General features: G+C 26.7%; 21 protein-coding genes and 1 riboswitch. Of the genes, 12 read left to right on the top strand and 9 right to left on the bottom strand.

Annotated elements, in window-relative coordinates:
• The first annotated feature begins 50 nt into the window (after positions 1-50).
• The 8 genes from IC218_RS07135 to IC218_RS07100 all read left to right on the top strand — a co-directional run bounded on the left by IC218_RS07135 (position 51) and on the right by IC218_RS07100 (position 8,245).
• A complete protein-coding gene (locus tag IC218_RS07135) occupies positions 51-1,103 on the top strand; it encodes a galactitol-1-phosphate 5-dehydrogenase (protein WP_227432710.1) in 1,053 nt (350 codons plus the stop codon).
• Positions 1,104-2,135 carry a zinc-binding dehydrogenase gene (locus IC218_RS07130; RefSeq protein WP_227432711.1) on the top strand — a complete coding sequence of 344 codons (1,032 nt, stop codon included), beginning with the start codon at positions 1,104-1,106 and terminating at the stop codon, positions 2,133-2,135.
• A 91-nt stretch (positions 2,136-2,226) separates the two neighbouring features.
• A complete protein-coding gene (locus tag IC218_RS07125; RefSeq protein WP_227432712.1) occupies positions 2,227-3,039 on the top strand; it encodes a transketolase in 813 nt (270 codons plus the stop codon).
• A gap of 2 nt (positions 3,040-3,041) precedes the next feature.
• Positions 3,042-3,962 (top strand): transketolase family protein, encoded by a 921-nt coding sequence (locus IC218_RS07120; protein ID WP_227432713.1) that lies wholly within the window; start codon positions 3,042-3,044, stop codon positions 3,960-3,962.
• 139 nt (positions 3,963-4,101) lie between these two features.
• Positions 4,102-4,548 (top strand): ribose 5-phosphate isomerase B, encoded by a 447-nt coding sequence (gene rpiB / locus IC218_RS07115; protein WP_227432714.1) that lies wholly within the window; start codon positions 4,102-4,104, stop codon positions 4,546-4,548.
• 32 nt (positions 4,549-4,580) lie between these two features.
• Positions 4,581-5,246, top strand: coding sequence for a ribulose-phosphate 3-epimerase (locus IC218_RS07110; RefSeq protein ID WP_227482789.1), 666 nt, complete (start codon positions 4,581-4,583; stop codon positions 5,244-5,246).
• Positions 5,247-5,353: 107 nt separating this feature from the next.
• Positions 5,354-6,856 (top strand): phosphomannomutase/phosphoglucomutase, encoded by a 1,503-nt coding sequence (locus tag IC218_RS07105; protein WP_227824128.1) that lies wholly within the window; start codon positions 5,354-5,356, stop codon positions 6,854-6,856.
• Between the two features lie 393 nt (positions 6,857-7,249).
• On the top strand, positions 7,250-8,245 hold the full coding sequence (locus tag IC218_RS07100; protein ID WP_227824127.1) for a GGDEF domain-containing protein: 996 nt from the start codon (positions 7,250-7,252) through the stop codon (positions 8,243-8,245).
• Between the two features lie 143 nt (positions 8,246-8,388).
• Here the strand turns inward: IC218_RS07100 and IC218_RS07095 are convergent, their stop codons facing one another.
• From IC218_RS07095 to IC218_RS07070, 6 genes are all read right to left on the bottom strand, one after another.
• The gene (locus IC218_RS07095; RefSeq protein ID WP_227482786.1) at positions 8,389-9,987 is read right to left on the bottom strand and encodes a sensor histidine kinase; all 1,599 of its coding nucleotides are present in this window, start codon (positions 9,985-9,987) and stop codon (positions 8,389-8,391) included.
• Positions 9,956-10,672, bottom strand: coding sequence for a response regulator transcription factor (locus IC218_RS07090; protein WP_227432719.1), 717 nt, complete (start codon positions 10,670-10,672; stop codon positions 9,956-9,958). Before IC218_RS07090 ends, IC218_RS07095 begins: the two co-directional genes overlap by 32 nt.
• 184 nt (positions 10,673-10,856) lie before the next feature.
• Entirely contained in the window at positions 10,857-11,657 is an 801-nt protein-coding gene (locus IC218_RS07085; protein WP_227432720.1) for a PIG-L family deacetylase, read from the bottom strand.
• Positions 11,658-12,067: 410 nt separating this feature from the next.
• Positions 12,068-13,267 carry a hypothetical protein gene (locus tag IC218_RS07080; RefSeq protein ID WP_227432721.1) on the bottom strand — a complete coding sequence of 400 codons (1,200 nt, stop codon included), beginning with the start codon at positions 13,265-13,267 and terminating at the stop codon, positions 12,068-12,070.
• 30 nt (positions 13,268-13,297) lie between these two features.
• On the bottom strand, positions 13,298-13,900 hold the full coding sequence (locus IC218_RS07075; protein ID WP_227432722.1) for a DUF3794 domain-containing protein: 603 nt from the start codon (positions 13,898-13,900) through the stop codon (positions 13,298-13,300).
• A 26-nt stretch (positions 13,901-13,926) separates the two neighbouring features.
• Positions 13,927-14,499: a DUF3794 domain-containing protein gene (locus IC218_RS07070; RefSeq protein ID WP_227482784.1), complete on the bottom strand. Its 573-nt coding sequence runs from the start codon at positions 14,497-14,499 to the stop codon at positions 13,927-13,929.
• Positions 14,500-14,697: 198 nt separating this feature from the next.
• Between IC218_RS07070 and IC218_RS07065 the strand changes: the two genes are divergently transcribed.
• A complete protein-coding gene (locus IC218_RS07065; protein WP_227482783.1) occupies positions 14,698-15,303 on the top strand; it encodes a DUF3794 domain-containing protein in 606 nt (201 codons plus the stop codon).
• 508 nt (positions 15,304-15,811) lie between these two features.
• On the opposite strand, the gene IC218_RS07060 is transcribed toward IC218_RS07065, so the two are convergent.
• On the bottom strand, positions 15,812-16,615 hold the full coding sequence (locus tag IC218_RS07060; RefSeq protein ID WP_227824126.1) for a hypothetical protein: 804 nt from the start codon (positions 16,613-16,615) through the stop codon (positions 15,812-15,814).
• A gap of 611 nt (positions 16,616-17,226) precedes the next feature.
• Positions 17,227-17,403, bottom strand: coding sequence for a hypothetical protein (locus IC218_RS07055; protein WP_227824125.1), 177 nt, complete (start codon positions 17,401-17,403; stop codon positions 17,227-17,229).
• Positions 17,404-17,455: 52 nt separating this feature from the next.
• A riboswitch (cyclic di-GMP riboswitch) is annotated at positions 17,456-17,552 on the bottom strand.
• Positions 17,553-17,761: 209 nt separating this feature from the next.
• Between IC218_RS07055 and IC218_RS07050 the strand changes: the two genes are divergently transcribed.
• The 3 genes from IC218_RS07050 (at position 17,762) to IC218_RS07045 (ending at position 19,112) form a co-directional block, all read left to right on the top strand.
• Positions 17,762-18,139 carry a BlaI/MecI/CopY family transcriptional regulator gene (locus IC218_RS07050; RefSeq protein WP_227432727.1) on the top strand — a complete coding sequence of 126 codons (378 nt, stop codon included), beginning with the start codon at positions 17,762-17,764 and terminating at the stop codon, positions 18,137-18,139.
• Between the two features lie 394 nt (positions 18,140-18,533).
• The gene (locus IC218_RS21850) at positions 18,534-18,659 is read left to right on the top strand and encodes a hypothetical protein (protein WP_255616327.1); all 126 of its coding nucleotides are present in this window, start codon (positions 18,534-18,536) and stop codon (positions 18,657-18,659) included.
• A 270-nt stretch (positions 18,660-18,929) separates the two neighbouring features.
• Positions 18,930-19,112: a type I toxin-antitoxin system toxin gene (locus IC218_RS07045; RefSeq protein ID WP_227824124.1), complete on the top strand. Its 183-nt coding sequence runs from the start codon at positions 18,930-18,932 to the stop codon at positions 19,110-19,112.
• Between the two features lie 187 nt (positions 19,113-19,299).
• Here IC218_RS07045 and IC218_RS07040 read toward each other — a convergent pair whose 3' ends face one another.
• Positions 19,300-19,476, bottom strand: a complete 177-nt coding sequence (locus IC218_RS07040; protein ID WP_227432728.1) for a DUF6530 family protein — start codon at positions 19,474-19,476, stop codon at positions 19,300-19,302.
• Positions 19,477-19,491 lie beyond the last annotated feature (15 nt).

Below are 19,491 nucleotides of genomic sequence, written 5' to 3'. Positions count from 1 at the left end.
TTTTTTATAAATTTTAAAAAAATACAAAATACAAAAGGAGGAGATTTATCGTGAAAGCAGCAGTATTACATGGCACAAATGATATGAGATTTGAAGATATAGAAATAAAACCATGTGAAAGTGATGAGGTAAAAATAAAAGTTATGGCAGCAGGAATATGTGGGTCAGATCCTCCAAGAGTATTGAAACATTGGAAATATCCAGTTCCAGCTATACCAGGACATGAATTTTCTGGAGTAATTGCAGAAGTTGGTAAGGATGTAAAAAATGTAAAAGTTGGAGATAGAGTAGTTGCGATTCCTTTTATACCTTGCAATGAGTGTGAATATTGTAAGAGAGGGTTATTTTCATTATGTGATGACCATGGTATGTTAGGAGCTAAAACTTTTGGAGCTTTTGCAGAATATGCAAATATAAAAGCTACAAATGTTTTACCAATAGGAGACATGGATTTTGAAGATGCCGCTATGATAGAACCACTTGCAGTTGCTATGCATGGAGTACTTAATATAGGTATCCAAGTTGGAGATACTGTAGCTGTAATGGGTAGTGGAACAATGGGTCAACTAGTAATACAAGGACTTAAGATAGCAGGAGCTGGAACAATTATAGCAGTTGATATATCTGATAATAAATTAAGAGAATCAAAAGAATTAGGTGCTGATATAATAATTAATGCTAAAGATGTAAACCCAGTAGAAAAAATAAAAGAACTTACTGGTGGAAAAGGTGTTGATATAGCACTTGAATGTGCAGGCTCTAAAATAACTCAAGAACAATGTTTACTTATAACTAAAAAGAAAAGTAAAATAGGATTTTTAGGAATAGCATATTCAGATATAACTTTATCTGAAGAAGCATTTGAAAATATATTTAGAAAAGAACTAGAGTTAAAAGGTTTCTGGAATTCTTATTCTGCACCATTCCCAGGACAAGAGTGGACTAAAGGAATCACTCTAGTTAATGAAGGAAAAATAAAATTAAAAGAAATGGTATCTCATAGATTTTCACTTGAAGATACTTATAAAGCATTTGAAATGATAAGAGATAGAAAAGAAGAATTTAATAAGATATTAATTTTACCACAAGGGGTTGAAAAATAAATGAAGGCAGTAGTTAAAACTAAACCAGGTTATGATAATGTAGAAGTATTAGAGGTAGAAGAGCCAAAAGCTACAGGAGATAAAGTTAAAATAAAAGTAGAATACAGTGGTATATGTGGTTCAGATATACATTCATTTAAAGGGGAATATGCAAATATAAAAGCTCCAGTAACTTTAGGTCATGAATTTTCTGGAATTGTCGTAGAAATTGGTGAAGATGTTAAAAATATAAAAGTAGGAGATAGAGTTACATCAGAAACTACTTTTGCAACTTGTGAAAAATGTATATATTGTGCAACTAAAGACTACAATTTATGCCCAACTAGAAAAGGTATTGGTACTCAAGCAGATGGAAGTTTTGCTGAATATGTATTATCAAGAGAGGAAAGCATACATGTACTTCCTGAAAATGTATCTTTATTATCAGCAGCTCTTACAGAGCCACTAGCTTGTTGTGTTCATGCAGCTCTTGAAAAAACTACTATAGAAAGTGATGATACAGTATTAATAATAGGACCAGGACCAATAGGTTTACTATTAGCTCAAGTTGTTAAATCTCAAGGTGCTACAGTTATAATGTCTGGTGTTACAAAAGATAAAGAAAGATTAGAAATAGCTAAAAATCTTGGAGTAGATAGAACTGTAAACGTAATGGAAGAAAGTCTAGCAGATGTAGTAAATGAAATGACTGATGGAAATGGAGTAAATAAAGGATTTGATTGTTCTGGATTTATGCCAGCAGTTAATGAAGCTTTAAGATTACTTAGAAAGAAAGGAACTTTCGTACAAGTTGGGATATTTGCCAAAAAACTAAATGAAATGGATCAAGAAGCAATAATTCAAAGAGAGTTACAATATATTGGAAGTAGATCACAAAAACCAAGTTCTTGGATTATAGCATTAGATTTAATGGCTAGTGGAAAAGTAAATACAGAAGCATTAGTTACAAGAACTGTTGGTTTAGACGAATTTAAAGAGGGTATTACAGCTTTAATGAACGGAGAAGAAATAAAAGTTGCAGTAAAATCTTAAAAAAACATTTGTATTATTTTAAAAAAAATTGTAAAATCTACTGTAGGATAAGAAAATGTAAGGTCTTAAAAAATAACAGGAGGAAAAAAGTATGAGCACTCTTAGAGATCATTCTAATAATATTAGAAAAAACATAATAAAAATGGTTGCAGAAGCTAAAAGCGGGCATCCAGGTGGTTCATTATCAATAGCTGACATGTTAACAGTGTTATATTTTGATAAAATGAACATATGTGTAGAAAATCCAAAAATGGATGATAGAGATAGATTTGTTCTATCAAAAGGTCATGCAGCACCAGCTTTATATGCTACATTAGCAGAAAAAGGATTTTTCCCAGAAGAAGAATTATTGACACTTAGAAAGTTTGGTTCTAAGTTACAAGGACATCCAGACATGAAAAAAGTAGCAGGAGTAGATATGTCTACTGGTTCTCTTGGACAAGGTTTATCTGCTGCAAATGGTATGGCACTAGCTGGTAAATTAGATAATAAAGACTATACAGTGTATACTATATTAGGTGATGGAGAAATCCAAGAAGGTCAAATATGGGAAGCTGCAATGACAGCATCACATTATAAATTAGACAACTTAATTGCATTTGTTGACTTAAATGGATTACAAATAGATGGTTCTAATGAAGAGGTAATGAATGTTAGTCCAGTAGATGACAAATTTAAATCTTTTGGATGGAATGTAATAGTAATAAATGGACATTGTTTTGATGAAATAGGAAATGCAATAGATGAAGCTAAAAAAGTTACAGGAAAACCAACTGTAATAATAGCTAAGACAGTAAAAGGTAAGGGTGTTTCATTTATGGAAAATAATGCTGCATGGCATGGAACAGCTCCAAATGCAGAACAAGCAGAACAAGCATTGAAAGATTTAGAAGGAGGTCTATAGGAATGGGAATAGCAACTAGAGAAGCTTACGGACAAGTGTTAAAAGAACTTGCAGAAAATAAAGATATAGTAGTATTGGATGCAGACTTAGGAAAAGCTACAAAAAGTATATCATTTAAAGAAGTTGCTCCAGATAGATTTTTTGATATGGGGATAGCAGAAGGTGACATGATTGGTACAGCAGCAGGTCTTGCTACTTGTGGAAAAATACCTTTTGCAAGTACTTTTGCAATATTTGCAGCAGGAAGAGGCTATGAGCAAATAAGAAACTCTGTAGCATATCCAAACTTAAATGTTAAAATAGCAGCTACTCATGCAGGAGTAACAGTAGGAGAAGATGGAGGAAGCCATCAAGCTATAGAAGATATATCTTTAATGAGAGGTATACCAAATATGGTTGTGTTAAATCCAGCAGATGCTTTAGAAGCAAGACAAGCAATATTTGCATCTATTGATTATAATGGACCTGTATATATAAGACTAGGTAGAGCTGCAACTCCAGATGTAAACAGTGAAAACTATAAATTTGAAATAGGAAAAGGAACTGTTTTAAGAGAAGGTTCTGATATAACAGTGATAGCTACAGGAATAATGGTAGCAAAAGCATTAGAAGCAGCAGAAGAACTTGCTAAAGAAGGTATAAATGTAGAAGTTGTTAATATATCTACAATAAAACCTTTAGATGAAACATTAATAAAAGAAAGTGCTAAGAAAACTGGAAAAGTAGTTACAGCAGAAGAGCATAGTATAATTGGTGGTTTAGGTTCAGCTGTATGTGAAGCTTTAGCAGAAACTAAAGATGTAGTAGTTAGAAGAATTGGTGTTAAGGATGTATTTGGTCAATCAGGTACACCAGCAGACTTATTAAAACATTATGGATTAACTACTGAAGATATAGTAAAAAATATAAAAGAATTATTATAGATGTAAATATCATTGAATAATAAATTGGTTTGATATAAATCAATTAAAGCTGTCTTAAAAATAGAAAGAAATTTCTACAATGGGACAGCTTTATTTTTACGATAATTATAAAATTTTATATAAAGAGGGGTGCTTTTTAATGAAAATATCTATTGGATGTGACCATGGTGGTTACGAGTTAAAGGAATTTATAAAAGAAAACTTAATAAATAAAGGTATAGAAGTTGAAGATGTAGGAACAACTTCAAAAGAAAGTGTAGATTTTCCAATATATGCAAAAAAAGTAAGTCAAAATGTTCAAAGTAAAAAATCAGATTTAGGTATACTTTGTTGTGGTACAGGAATAGGCATGTCTATTGCTGCAAATAAATTTAAAGGAATTAGAGCAGCAGTTGTGTCAGATTGTTTTTCAGCTAAAGCCACGAGAGAACACAATAATACAAATGTACTTTGTTTAGGGGAAAGAGTTATTGGAAAAGGATTAGCAATGAGAATTGTTGAAGAATGGTTAAATTCAAGTTATAATGGAGAAAGACATGCAAGAAGATTACAAATGATTGATGATATAGAAAATGAAAACTTATAAATAATGAAAATTTATATCTAAGGAGGAGAATTATGTCTATTATTTGTGCTTCAATAATGTGTGCAGACCAAATGAATTTAAAAAAAGAACTAGAAGCTCTTGAAGAAGCTGATGTAAAATTGCTTCACTGTGATGTTATGGATGGAATATTTGTCAAAAACTTAGCTATGGGGCCAGAACTATTAAAATCAATAAGTGAAAATACAACTATCCCTTTAGATATTCATTTAGCTACAGAAACTCCAAATAAGTATATTGATATGATGTCTTATATAAAACCAAAGTATATTTCTTTTCATGTGGAATCAAGCACAGATGTAAAAGCTGATATACAAAAGTTGAGAGAATATGGAATAGGGCCAGTATTAGCGATAAGTCCTCAAACTAGTGTAGATAAAATAGAAGAATATATAGGTTTAGTTGAGGGTATCTTAGTAATGACAGTAAATCCAGGATTTGCAGGTCAAAAATTTAATCTATCTGTTTTGGATAAGTTAGATAAGCTTACGGAGATATTAAAAGATTATGATAATCCTCCATTTATAGAAGTTGATGGAAATATAAATAAAGAGACCATTAGACTTATGAGTGGCAAAAAAGTCGATATATATGTTGTAGGTACTTCAGCTTTATTTAATGACAAGCCTCCAATTTCATATAAAGAGAAGATAAAAGAATTAAAAGAAAGTATAAAATAGTTAATAATAAAATTATAAAATATGCATATTTAAATAATGTAAATTTTAAATAAGTTAGGAATTTTATAATCTTTAATAAAAATTTTAATTGAGTAAGGAGAATGTTTATGGGTGACATATACAAGCTGCAAAATGGAACAGATATTAGAGGAATAGCATATAAAAATGATTCTAAGGAAGTTAATTTAACTGTAGAAGAAGTAAAAAAAATAGCTAAAGCATTTCATATTTGGTTAAAAGAAAAAACTAAAAAAGATAAAGTAACTGTTGCAATAGGAACTGATTCTAGAATAACAGGGAGTCAATTTAGAAATACTGTTATTGAAACCTTGATTAATGATAATTGTGATGTAATTGATTGTGAGATTGCTACAACACCAGCAATGTTTATGACAACTATCATGGATGGATACCACTCTGATGGTTCAATTATGATTACAGCTAGCCATTTACCTTATTACTATAATGGGTTAAAGTTTTTTACAGAAAATGGTGGTCTAGAAAAAACAGATATAAAAGAAATGTTAGATATAGCTGTTAAAAATGATAGTGTACAGTCTGAAGGAGTAGATAAAAAAGGAACAGCTGTAGTAAAAAATTTAATAGAAGATTATTCTAATTTATTGATAGATAAAATTAGAATAGGTGTAAACTCAAGTAAAAACTATGAAAAGCCTTTTTCTGGACTTAAAATACTAGTTGATGCAGGAAATGGAGCTGGAGGGTTCTTTGCTGAAAAAGTTTTACACATACTGGGAGCAGATACAACAGGTAGTCAGTTTTTGAACCCAGACGGTATGTTTCCAAATCATATACCAAATCCTGAGAATAAAGAAGCAATGGAAAGCATCTGTAAAGCCGTATTAGATAATAAGAGTGATTTAGGAATAATATTTGATACAGATGTAGATAGAGCTGCTATTGTAGGTAAAAATGGGAAACCAATAAATAAAAATGCTCTTATAGCTGTTATATCATCAATAATATTAGAAGAACATCCAAATACAGCCATAGTAACTGATTCTATTACCTCAGAAGGTCTTGCTAAATTCATAAGCGAATTAGGAGGAAGACATCATAGATTTAAAAGAGGATATAAAAATGTAATAAATGAAGCTATAAGATTAAATAGTGAAGGTGAAGAGTGCCATTTAGCTATAGAGACATCTGGACATGCTGCTCTAAAAGAAAATTATTTTTTAGACGATGGAGCATATTTAATAGCTAAAATTTTAATAAAAGTTGCAAAACTGTCTTTAGAGGGAAAGACTATAGAAGAATTGATAGAAAACCTTGAAGAAGCAAAGGAAGAAAAAGAAGTTAGAATAGGAATCAATAAAGAAGATTTTAGACCATATGCAGAAGGTATACTAAAAGAATTAGATTCTCATGTTAATAATGTTGATGGATGGTCTGTTGCACCAAATAACTTTGAAGGTATAAGAGTCAATTGTAATGAAGCAAATGGAGATGGTTGGTTTTTACTTAGAATATCATTACATGAGCCATTGTTAGCTTTAAATATTGAATCAAATAAAGTTGGTGGAGCAGAAGAAATTTACTCTGAATTAAAACTTTTCCTAGAAAAATATGACTTAAAAGGTCTTTAGTGTTAATAAAAAACATATACTATATTAAAGAATGGATGTAAATTTATACCTAAGATTACAAATATTACAAAATTGTAATCTTAGGTAACAGAGATGTAACTGATTATGGAAACTCTATGTGATATTATAAATACAGAGAGATGAAATACATGATGATTTATAGAGAAATATAATTTAAAATGTATTAATATCGCACTAAAAGGTATAATCAAATAAATATGTAAATATAAACCCCAACATTTAGAAAGAGACCTCCAAGGAGGTTTTTTTCTTGTTTACTTCTAAAAAAGCATAAAAAATATATTATGTATAGATATAAATTTTTTTCTTTAAACAAATACACAATGTCATGATATAATAACTTTATTAGAACGATAAGGGGATAATAATATTATGTTTAAGAACAAATATGTTGAACGTGTTGAGCAGTTTATAAATGCATATTTTGTAGAGAGGGATGTGAAAAAATGTATGTCTTTTTTTCACAAAAATATATGTTGGATTGGTACTGGAAAGTTTGAAGTAGGGAATAGTATTGAAGAGGTAGAGTATTTATTAGAAGAGTATGTAAAACAATCACCAGATAGTTTTATTTTAGAAAAGTTATGGCTAGATAGTAAAGAATATTCAAAAAATTCAGATACTGTATTTGGAGAATATCTAGTTTGTAAGAAAACTAAAAAAGGCTATAATTTTCAAGTAGAAATAAGAATAACATACTTATGTGTTGAATATGAGGGAGAAATATTAATAAGTAGTGTTCATAATTCTGTTGCAAATGATTTACAAAAAATAGGTGAGTATTTTCCGATAAGTTTAATGGAAGCTGAAAATAATAGACTAGAGGCCATTATTAATGAAAAAACAAAAGAAATAGAAGAGCAAAGAGTTATGTTGTTAGAGGCAAACAGAAAACTTCAGCAACTGGCTATTACGGATGAATTAACTGGTTTATTAAATCAAAGAGCCATTATGGGAAATATAAAATATACTGTTAAAGATAATTCTAAAAATTATGCAATAATGATAATCGACATAGATAATTTTAAACATGTAAATGATAATTATGGGCATCTAGTGGGAGATGAGGTTATAAGAGTGATGGCTTACATCATTCAATCATTTAAAGATTACTATCTATTTGCTGGTAGATATGGTGGAGATGAATTTATTGTTTTGACAGAAAATATAGAAAAAGCAATTCATATTGAATCTAAAGTTCATAATAGTCTACTTAAATATAATTTTAAAGAACTTCAATATAAAATAACTGTAAGCATTGGAATTTCTGAATGGATAGACTTTGATTCCTTTGAAACATTTTTAAGCGAGGCAGATAAAAAATTATATAAAGCTAAAAAATCAGGAAAAAATAAGACTATATATTAGAGCAAGTATATAAAAATAAGTATATATGTATATTAAAAATAGTTTTATGATTTTAATAAGGTTGTAAATTACAAGTTAACTATTTATAGCATGTAATTTAAAATAAAAATTATTTTGCAATTTACAACCTTATATATTTAATATTAATTAATTTTTTTAAAAGCAAGGGTTACCTTAAATAAATCAGCATCTATAATTATTTCCATAGTTGCATTTTGTAATTCAATTATATTTTGAGAAATTGATAAGCCCAGACCAGAGCCATCTGTATTTCTGGATATATCACCTCTTCTAAATCTTTCTATTAATTCTTCTGGTTTTAGATTTAATTTATCATTTGAAATATTTTTAAAGGTTACTATTATATTTTCATCTTTTATAAACATATCTATGTAAACTCTAGTATTTTTCATAGAATATTTTAGTATATTACCAATTAGGTTTTCAAAGACCCTCCAAGTCTTTTTTCCATCTATCATAGTAAATACAGAGTCTTCTGGTGTTTCTATTATAAAATCTAAATTACTGTTTTGAATTTTATCTTCAAGTTCTACTATACTTTGAATTAAGAGTTCTTTTATATCAGTCTTTGTTATATTAAATTCAACATCACCACTACTAAGTTTAGAAGCTTCGAATATATCTTCTATCAATAATTTTAATCTTTGTGATTTTTTATCTAAAATATTTATATAGTCGTTTATAGTTTCTTTATCAAGGTCGTTATTTTTTAACATATCTACATAACTTAGTATAGATGTAAGTGGAGTCTTTAAGTCATGAGATACATTTGTTATAAGCTCAGTTTTCATTCTTTCACTTTTTATATTAGCATCTACAGCAGCTTCAAGACCATCTGTTATATTATTTATGCTTTTAGATAAAGCAGATATTTCATCATCTCCTATCACTTCCAACTTATATTTTAGATTTCCATTTTCAATGTTTTTTATATTTTTTGAGATATTATTTATGTAATTAAACTTAGTAGATAAAAAGTTGTATATATAAGAACAAGCAATTATACTTACAAGTGTAAATAAAACCTCTATAACTATAGCATTAGCGTAATATATACGCATAAATAATACTAAAGCTATGTACTGAATAACTGCTTGTATAACTATAGAGATTAAAAATGCTATAGCTAGTTTCTTATTTATAGTTTTTCTATTATATCTGCTAACAAGATCTGAAAAGAATCTACATGTTATAGACATATCTTTTGGATTGTAGCCACCATGCTTTATGTTTTCATATATTATATAAATTACAGATAGAATAATAAAATTAAATACAATTAAATTTGTATTGTAGAACATTTTAGTGTTTGTAAATATGTAAAATCGTAATGCTAAAAGTATTAAAATTAATATAAGTGTAAACTCAATCTTTACATTGGAAAAGAAAGTGATAATGTTTTCTAAGAATTTAACTTTATTTTGGTTATTTTTTTTATAGAATATAAAAAATAATATAGCCAATATACAACTTAATAATGCAATACCTTCACAAATAAATTTCAAATTTGTTTTTGATAAATACAAAGGAGGCCCAAAGTAGTAAAAGCAAGGTATAGCTACCTCATTGTATAAATATTTAAATTCATTAATATCAATAAAGTTATTATTTAAATCGTATATTGTCTCAAATAATATAGAAAGCGATAGAAATAATAGTAATAATAAAATAAATTTTGCTCTTGAATCATTAATAATTAAGTTTTTCAATTTTGTAACCAATACCCCACACCACCTTTAAATATTTTGGTTCTTTTGAATTTACTTCAATCTTTTCTCTAATTCTTCTAATATGAACAGCAACAGTTCTTTCGCAGCTATAAGCATCTTCGTTCCAAACTTTTTCATAAATCTCATGAGAAGAGAATATTTTTCCTTTTCGTGATAGGAGAAGAACAAGTATTTTATACTCAAGAGGTGTCATTTTAACTTCTTCACCATCTAAAGAAACTATTTTTGTATCTGTATTTAGCTCAAGACCTCCACTTTTTAAAATATAATTAGTATCATTTGAATTGTTTGTATTACTAAAATCTCCTAAGTTTATATATCTTCTAAGCTGAGATTTTACTCGTGCAGTAAGTTCGAGTGGATTAAATGGTTTAGTTATGTAATCATCAGCACCCATATTAAGGCCTATAATTTTGTCCATATCCTGTGATTTTGCAGATAAAAGTATTATAGGAATATTCTTTTTTTCTCTTATCTTGAGAGTAGTCTTAAGACCATCTAAATTGGGCATCATTACATCCATTATTATTAATTTAATATCATTTTCAATTAATATGTCCAAAGCTTCTAACCCATCATATGCTTTTAAAACGTTAAGATTATCAGGTTTTAAATAGAATTCTATAGCATCTACTATTTCCCTATCATCATCTACAACCAATATATTTTGATTCACTTCATTAATCCCCCTCGAAATTTTATTTTTAATCAATTTTTATTTTATACTAAAAATTGGTTTCAGAAAACAGTAAGTATATAAATTGACTAGCTCTAAAAATATATTAACAAATATAAATAACAAAGGAATTTCATAATTATTAAGAATTTATAACAAATATTTATTTTAAAATAAATATTTGTTATAAATTAGGAGTGTGGAGTATAGCAGGAACATTTTTATCACTTAATAATTTATCAAAAGATTTGTGGTCAGATTTATAACCAATACCCTCTCTACATTCTGATTCATCAATAAGTTTATATTGTTCACATGCATTTTTAACTTTTTCATAGTCCTCAATAGAATGAGCTTTATAAACTATCTTGTTGTTAAAACTTATTTCATGAGCAAACTTAGGTTTTACAAAGTATTTGGCATCTTTGATTTGACCAGAGTTATATAGACCTTGAATAACAGAGCCATTTTTTATGTGTTGTAAATGGTCATCTAACTTGTAAGTATGTGCTATATGGGTTACACTTTTAAATTTTTTTTCAAAAGTAATTGCAATTTCTTCCATAGAGTTAAAATTAGTAGTACCATTTACATTTTTTTCTGGTAAGATTATTATGTTTTCTCTTTTTACTCCTAGATTATTAAGAGAAGCTAAGAACTCTCTATTTCTGTATTCTGATTTTTGGCTATCTGTAAGAGTTTCATATTTTTTATATCTATCAAAAACAGATATACCACATCCAGTAGACACTAAAACCACAAATACATTATTTTGTCCTCTTTCTTTTACAGCATTTACAATAGCACTACCAGCCCACAATACCTCATCATCTTGATGTTGAACATAGAAAACAACATAATCTTTAAACTTTCTATTACTATAATTAACATAGCTATTAAAACCTGTTAAAATCAAGCATAAAACTAAAATGATAGATAAAATTCCATACTTATTTATAGTAAACTTCTTGTTTTTAAGAGTCATTTAATCATCTCCTGAAAAGCTGTCTTACTTATATTATCAATCAAAGTATTAAAAATTATTTCTTAAAAATCAAAAAATATAGAGTAGATTAATGGAATAAAATTTTTTGTTAACTAAACTAAAAATTAAAAAAATTTATATAGAAGTAAGAAAAAAGAAGGGATGGTTTATTGGAATAAACTTATAAATAAGCTAAATATCTACTTGACGTTTTATGAATTATTGAATCTAAGCGTACGTGGCACAAAGACTATTTTTTCATTGCTTTCATTTAGTGAGGTATTAAGTATTTAAACTAAATTCAAAGGCGTAAATTTGGTATTATTAACGCCTTTAAAAATTTAGATACTGTTATTAATTTGGTTTGTTTATATTACTTTATATAGTATACTAGTAAAATAGTATTAACCTTAATTACACAACGATTTTAATTGTGCTTTTAAGAATAATGTTATATTTTTAAATATAGTTCTTTCATCAAGATCATTTACATATATATCTTCAATACATGAATCTACAATAAATTCCTCACATAAATCCACTTCTATGTCTAACTTAGGATTATATCTGTAACCATTTATTGTAACTACTGGTCTTCCAGGTGGTGAAATAACTATTCCTTCTTCATATGTCAAGCATTCAAATTTGGCATATGGAATTATATATGCTAAAAATGGTACTTCATAATGTGCAGAATGAACTGATTGTTCATCTACTAGAGCAGTATATACTATTTTCTGTTTTAATAAACCATTTACTATTAGTTTTCTTCCATTTAAGCATGTTCCTTCAGCATTTTGTAGTATTGCAAATGCACTAGTCTTGTCACAATCGATTGGTATTCTACTTAAACTTTCAACAAGTATAATTAATATACCATTTTCTCCAATTAATATCTCAAATGAAGGTGTAATGATATTATTAATTATTGTTTGTAAAGTTGTTATTAATATTTCTATTAATGGTCCTTCAAGTGTACTAACTGTTTCAAATATATCATTGATAACAATTTGTATAGATTTTAGTAATCTTATTAAATCGTCTGTTCTGCATATTATAGAATTAAGAGATTCGCATACTATTCTTGCTATATCAGTTTGAATTGTATTTAACAAATTATCAATATCAAATAAAATAGAATTCACAGATGGTTGAACTAAATCTAGTAATCTTTGTAACTTAGCTAATAAAGGATTTATAATCTCACCTAATCCAGGTATTAAAGGTATAGCATCCTTAATTGTTGATATTAAATCATTTATTCCACCAATCAATGTATTAATTGTTGTCTGTATATTTGTTGCTAGAAACGCATCTAATATAGCTTCTATTTTATTCAATATATCCAAGCTAATATATAAATTATATGATTTATATGCAAATGGAGTTTCTATAAGTTTTACTGAAGTAATTGTTGCACTTGCATAAACTTGATCTATATTTTCTATATCAGGTTTTAATCTTGGGATGGGAAGTATCTCAGGAATTGAAATCTCTGTCCAATTTAAGTTTTCTTTTTTACATCCATTCATATTTAATTTTGATACATCACATATACCTAAAGTTTTGATATTAAAGTCACATTCACAAGTTTTTTTATTACATCCCATTTTTATTCCTCCTCATTTTATTTAAATTACTTAACATATTTTTGATGCCTTTATAAAAATAGTTGTATTTTTAAAGACACTTCTTTCTGATAATACACATGCATATATGTCCTCTATATATGCTGTTATTTTAAATTGTTGGTATAGTGGTGTATTTTTCTCTATTATTATAAATACTGAAAATGGTATATTAAAATCTGCAGAATGAACTGATTGTTCACCCAGTGCTGCTGTATAGATTATTTTTTGTCTTAGTAGTCCTTCTATTATTAGTTTTTTTCCTGTCAAATTTGTACATTCTCCATTTGGTATAGTTTCTCCTGGGATATAGTATCCATTACATGAGCTGTATCCGTTTACCAAAGGTGTTTTTATTACTCTTTGAGATATTATATCTACACAAGAATGTACCTCCACTATATCTTCTATATTTGGCTTTTGTGATGGTATATCTACTGTTTCTGATACAAAAAACTCTGTCCATTTGTTTTTATCTTCAGGACAGGGGCATTGCAAAACTTTTTCTATTTTTGATTCTGGATAGACACCAACAATATTTAATATCTTATCATCGCAACAGCATTTATCATGGAATTGATAAGATGTGCCATTTGTATAATTAGAATTTAACATTTCCTCTACTCCTTATTTTTATAATTTTATAATGTATTTCTTGGTATTGCATATAATAATAATGTTGTATATTTAGAGATAGTTCTTGCATCTAATAGGCTTACAGACAAATCTTCTATACACGCATTTACTTGATAGTCTACATCAAGTGAGTCTAATTTCATTGATTTTGTGCCCTTATTAAAAGTAATTTTCTGTGGTATAACTATATAGCTTGAAAATGGTACATAAAAATGTGCAGAATGAACTGATTGAGATCTTTCATCAGCTGTATAAGATATTTTTTGACACAATTCACCCTCAACAATAATTTTTCTTCCTGTAGAGATTTTTCCTTCTAAGTTTGGTATAAAATCACAATTAGCATCTAAAGGTGATACAGGTGTTTTTACTACTTTTGTTCTCAATATATTCACTGATACATTAACTGAATTTATCTGTTCAATATCTGGTTTTTGTATTGGGATACTTAATGTTTCTGGTATATACATCTGAAACCAATAAGGATATTGACTTATAACCTGTGTAACATCGTCTATGTCACATAAACCGCTTACATCAATTAAATCCATATTACAAGCACATGCATTACTATTCATATTTATCTCTCCTTATATAATTTATTGAAAGTTTTTACCTCTCAATATAATTTATTTAAATTTCGACTTTTTGTTACATGTTTTTAAGATTTTTTATTTTTTTAGCTTTTTTATAACAATATATGATTTTATATCATATATAAAATGTATATAGAAACTTTAATCTCTATATAATTATAAAATTAAGGAGATATTTATATGAATGAAAGTATTTTAAAAACGGGAATTACACCCTTAGAAGACTATCCAGATAACAAATGTATGAAATACTATAAAGAATTTATAGAAGATGATATACTATGTGTTCCAACACAAAAACCAGATATAGAATGTATTAATGAAGTAAGTGTAAAGATATGCATAGAAGATAAGGAGATTATTAACACTATACTAGGGCCAAAATTAGTTATAAAAGGATTTAAAAATATTAAGATTATATATACAGGAGATAATTGTCAGCAGTCTCTTCATTCTGCACATTGGAGTATACCATTTTGTCAATTTATCTTGCTAAAAGATTTGAGGTATGATAAGTGTGATAATATTATAGAAACTATTTTTGTTGGAATAGAGAATATTTGTGTAAAACACTTTGATTGTAGAATGATTGATTTATCACTATTATTTATAATTTGTCCGCAACTTCGTAATTGTAATAATTGTAAATGCTGTAGAAGTTATTGTATGCATAATCCAAATTTATGCTATTATGATAATGATGACTGTTCAGATAGTTGTAATAATGTTACACAATGTAAATATAGTCTTAGTGATAAATATAATAGTAAAATTAGATACAAATAAATATTTAAATAAGAGACAATAGGTATATTTACATATATTTATTGTCTTTTTATTAAATTAAAGTCAGTTTCTATAAGAGAAAATTTAACAATTACTATAAATAGATATATAATAAATTAATATAATATAGTATTATTAAACTTATAATTGTTACTATTTGAGTTAAAATATTGGAAAAAATTATATAGCAGTAAATTTGAGATAATAAAAAAAGACCTCAATTACATATAAAAATAAGGTCTTTTTATAGATTTCAAAAAAGTAAAAATATTATAGATTTTTACTTATACAAAAGAAGCTATCTCTTTTAGATTTTTAAACCTATTGAAGTAACTTCTTCTGTATTATAGTTTGTATATTATTATAAAATATTTCAAATAGCTAAAAAGTCATATTATTTGTATTATTCTATATATTTAGCTATCAAAATATATTAGATAAAAATAACAAGTTCTATTATAGTTAATAGAGCTTTTGAAAGATTTTATTTTGTATAAAAATAAGATTTTTAGTAGTTTCTATTACATTTACATTTTTTTGTATAGCATTGTTTTTTGTACTTATCAAAGCATTCTTGTATATCATCTTCATAATTATTTATATAAGATGAGTTTTCATGATAAATATTACAATAGTCACAGCCGTGATGTTCATCATGTTTACATTTTTTTGAGCCACATTTTATAAATGCAATGGCTAATTTAATTAGTTCATCAATTAACTCTTCTATTTCATCCAATTCTTTTTCTAAATCACAAATTAGACAATCGCAGAAAGAAGATCTTACATCTTTTTCATCATTGCATGAAATGCAATCACTACAGAATATTAACAGTATAATTATTTTAGCTATAATAGATATTATTAAAAGTATAATTTGTACCAATAAGCAAAATAATTTTCCTACTAAAAATTCACAGTTATCATTACAACTTATTTGTCTTATAGCTTCAGCTAAACACTCAGACAATCTAAAAGCTCTTTTTAATTCTTCTCTAAGTTTGCAGTTTTTTACATAATTAGAATCTATTAGAGATTCTAATTCTTCGGAAAGTTCGTTTAATATGCCATTATCTAAATTGAAACTTAAATCTTTCTGAAAATCTAATTTAACTTTTGCATCATATAAATCATAACTTTCGCCAACTAAAAAATATTTTATTATTCTCCATATTTGACAAGGTGTTAAATAAACTCTTGTATTTGCATTTAAATATTCCTCCTGTGTTAATCCAATTACTAATTTCATTAAATCACTAGAATATGATTCTAAATTATTTTTATAATATTCTAAACTCTTTGTATTATCCACTCTTTACCACTCCTATATATATATTAGGATAAATTCAATATCCTAATATATATATATGACTTGAGTACCTTTATGATACAAATAAAAACAAAATTTTACATTAATATATATAAAAATGCTATTTCCAATTGAATTATATAATTTTTTTATATTTTGTGTAAATATATGAATAAACATGTGAAAGAACTTTTATGCAATAGAGGTATAATAACTAAATTTAAGCATCCCTTAAATATAGATAAATTTATAAATTGTAATGGTGATAAATAATAATTTTGTTGTAAATGAAAATGATGTATAGAAGGCATTAACTAATATTATAGAAGTATTAGATTCTAAAAATAAAGAAATTAGGGTAAATACAAATATAAATATATTAAAAGTCTAACTTATTTCAGATTTGAATAGAAACAAAGTTATGTACGAAATGAAGGCAAACAGCAGTCCATGTGTTCTTTGATTTCGTACTTAAATAAAATCTCAAAATTATATCATGTTTTAATAAAAAATAAAACTGTGAATGCTAGAAATATATTTTAATTAATTTTTTAACAGAATAGTATTTAAAAGTAGATAAAACTAAAAAGGGTTTTCTAGAAAATAAGGTCTATTTAATTATACTTACTTACCAATACCATCACTTGATGCAAACAAGATTCTACTATATTTTCTCCATATTCTAGTATAAAATCATCTAACTGTGTATCTATAAAATCACAATAATCATATGAACTACCAATATAAGCAGTTAACATATGTGTACATCTATCCATTTTATCTCTAAACATATATTATTATCCCCCTAAAAAACTTTCATAAAAACAAAAAGAAAAATATCTTTTTGGCAACTGGCTGACATAACTTATAATATACTTTACAAGTCTTAGTCCCTATAGCTTTGCGTCACTAAATTTCTCTAGTTTTGCCCATTTAGTTTTATTCTACAACTACAATAATACAACAGAATTAGTTATTATTCAACATGATTGTTTGAAAATTGGATAAATTTATAAATATGAACGTCATTTTACTTAAAAAAAACATACTAAATATATAGATTTTATGGTAAAAATTACCTGTATCAATTATGATTAGAAGCTTCTATTATTAATTTGAACTAGACAGAATTTGAGGGAGTGACAAAATGTGGAAGAAGAAATATTAATAGAACAGTTAGTAAGAGCAGAATTTGTGGTAATGTGCTATCTATGGGAAAAAGATTCTTTGATATCTAAAAAAGAAATAATAAGAGACATAAAGCAGATATATGGATGGCATAAGAGTACAATAAAAATAATATTAAAAGGATTAATTTGTAAGGATTTTTTAGCTAGAGATATTATAAGATTTCAATCGCATTATAAAATAATAATAACTAGTGAAGAGTATGATACTTTCAAGAAAAAAGTATTAAAATCTACTAAAAACAGAAAAATTATACGTTCTCTTACGACTACACATAAGTCCATAAGTAAAGAAAAACTATATTATTTAGAAGAGTATTATAGGAATTTTGAAGAATGACTTGGAATAAATTGCAAAAATATTTATATAAATTCTCTTGTTTAGAAAACTTTATTGAGATAGAATTTATATATATATAAATCAATAATTTAAAAAATGAAAATGATAGATAATTAAATAATAAAAACAATGAAGGTATGAAAGTATAAGTTTTTGTACTTTTATTTTATTTATTATTCTGAACATATTTTAAAGATAAAAAATGTAGATAATATATCATTAATTAAAAAATAACAAAGAAATCTAAATTATGAGAGGTATATTTATAGAAAATAATGATATTAAACTTACAATATGTATATTTGCTTTTGTAATTGGAATAATAGTGTTATTTTGCTGTATAGCCTTAGGGCAATTTAATATAGATTGTATTATGTGACAAAATGGTGGAACAATGGATACCAACCAATACAATGTATATTTAGAACAACCTATTTCACAATATAGAAATTTTGGTTCTATATTGGCTTTACTAGGAGGAATAGGAATACTGTTTGATAAAAGTGTTAGAAAAGATTAAAAGAGTAAAAAATATTCTTAGTGATTATATTTTTGGTGTAATTAATACTAATAGAGATTAGAGTAAAGATATATAAGAATAAAGAAGCACCTACTTAAATGGTAGGCGCTTTTGCTTTGTTCAAATTTGCTTAGTTAAATATATAATAGGTAAAATATGTAAAAGTTATATGTTATAATCTTTTTAGCAAGAAGATGTAATCTACAATTTATAGAGTGGAGTTCATACAAAAGATTATCCTCCCAAGGTATAGAAGGGAGGTGAATATGTATGGATAATTTTTTACAGGGCATACTAGCCAGTTTAGTTGCCAGTTTAATAGTTTACTTAATTAGTAAGTTATTTAAAAAAGTAAAAAGCCACTCTGGCAGGAGTGACTTTAGTTTTGAACTAAAAATCAAGTTCAAAAAGAATAAACATTTAGTATTTGAACTTCACTCTACGTCTAAATAGATTGTAGTTCTTCTTGCTTTTATTATACCACAAATTGGTACACATATTCAAAAATAATATTATTATGATATAATAAAAATATAGAAGTTTTGTAGTGTGCGATTTTTCTACTAAAGTATAGTTTAACAGTTGGAATATAAGGTGTTGAGAGACTTTGATAAGTGTTATCAATTGCACTATTAGCCACTCACTGCAAATTTAAGAGAGTTGTATATGTGTAAGTATTGGAAATGCTCAATTTGTTTTGGGGTTTTTCTAAAGACAAAGCTTTTGCATCAGAATTGTTTGCATACTTTCCATCAATTCTATCATGATTATCTACTGCTACTATAGGTTTATGTGACAAATACTCAGCTACTCTCATTTTATCAATATCCTT

This window comes from Clostridioides sp. ES-S-0005-03, from assembly GCF_020658455.1.
Classification (GTDB): domain Bacteria; phylum Bacillota; class Clostridia; order Peptostreptococcales; family Peptostreptococcaceae; genus Clostridioides.
This window is presented reverse-complemented; position numbering and strand designations above follow the sequence as displayed.